Source organism: Pseudomonadota bacterium (genome assembly GCA_010028905.1).
In the GTDB taxonomy this organism is placed as follows: Bacteria; Vulcanimicrobiota; Xenobia; order RGZZ01; family RGZZ01; genus RGZZ01.
Genome location: RGZZ01000807.1, coordinates 1 through 1,397, shown reverse-complemented (window position 1 = coordinate 1,397; position 1,397 = coordinate 1). Strand labels below are relative to the sequence as shown.

General features: G+C 61.8%; 1 protein-coding gene. It reads left to right on the top strand.

Annotation, left to right across the window (positions count from 1 at the left end):
- Positions 1–492: 492 nt before the first annotated feature.
- Entirely contained in the window at positions 493–1,344 is an 852-nt protein-coding gene (locus EB084_25490; GenBank protein ID NDD31618.1) for a hypothetical protein, read from the top strand.
- Positions 1,345–1,397: the final 53 nt, after the last annotated feature.

Here is a 1,397-nt window from a genome sequence, read left to right as displayed (position 1 = left end):
ATGCCGTACCGATACCGCGACGAGGACCACGACGACCGCCAGCTGTGCGAGCGCTGCGTGGTGAACGAAATTGGCAAGCGCACGAGCTTGCTGCCGTGAGCTGCGCAGAGTGCGGGCAGGCTCCATCGTGCTTGCACCCAGGTTGCACAGGCGCGAGCGTCACAGAGCAGTGGTCGCCATTCTGTTCGCAGCTCTGCGCAGCGCTGTGGGCGCTCGAGCAGACGCAGGAACACGTCTACTGCTCAGTGTGCGGCGACTGGTGCACGACAGATGACTGCCTGTTTGTAACGTCCAAAGCGAGTTAGGTTTGCACAACCCTGGGAGGCGTAGAGCGCAAAAGACGACCGTTCATGGTTGTGCGTCATATTACGGTGAGGAGAGAGGGAGCATGAGCGTGAGACTGTGGTTCGATGGAGAGGCCATCGACGTGTCGACTGGCGACCTGCTGTGCGCAGCGCTCAGCATCATCGGCTGTCTGGCGGTGGCGGCGATATGCATCTAGCTGTCGAGGCGATTGACGCCACCGTCGAGCTTGAGCAGTCGGAGCGCACGTTTAAGAGCGACCAGATACGCGTAAGCTCGATTGGGAAGTGTGCGCGCAAGTCCGTGGCTCAGGCGCTTGGCCTGATAAACAGCAGCATCCCCTGGAAGTTCAACGAAGGGGGGCATGTCCTTGAGGAGCGCGCGACGACCCGTATTCTGAGGCAGTGGCCGCTGAGCATCGCTCAGGTGTCAGTGCCGACGAGCGCAGATGGAACGTGGACACATCCCGACCTGCTGATAGTGTTCGAGCTCGAAGCGATTGCCGATGCCAAGCCTGGCCAACGGCAGACAGACCGCGCGGTGAGCTCGCACGGCGTGCAAATCAAGAGCACCAGGAAGCGCTCGATTGCCGAGTACCTCGAGGGACGACGCGACGAGAAGTTCGGGCTGCCCAAGCCTGACCAGGTAGACCAAGCGTTGTTGGAGTGGTACTTCTGGCGACGGGCCGGCTTCTGCCTGACGCGAGAGCAGCCACGCCGACGCATCGAGGGCTTCCCGCAGTCATACGAGCTGCTTTACTTGGGGCAGGAAGACTTTGGCGGCACGCGGTGCTCGATTCCGATCGAGTACGACGAGCAGCGCGCTGAGCAGCTGGCGCAGGAGTTCACGCGGCGAGTCGAGGCGCTTCAGTGGGGCGAGCTCGTGCCGGCCATCAAGCGCGAGCCGGATTACGAGTGCGCCTACACGCCTAAGACGTACGACTTCGACGGGCCGCGGCTAGAAGAGCCAAGCGTGTGCGGGATGTACGAACAGTGCTGGGGCAAGAGCTGGGAACCCAAAGAGAGGGCAAGACGACGATGAGCGCCGCAATGAACATCACGATACACGTCGAGACGGTGCATCTGCACGTTGAC

Coding starts and splice junctions, on each gene's coding strand:
- EB084_25490 (NDD31618.1), top strand. CDS start 493: ATGCATCTAGCTGTCGAGGCGATTGACGCCACCGTCGAGCTTGAGCAG.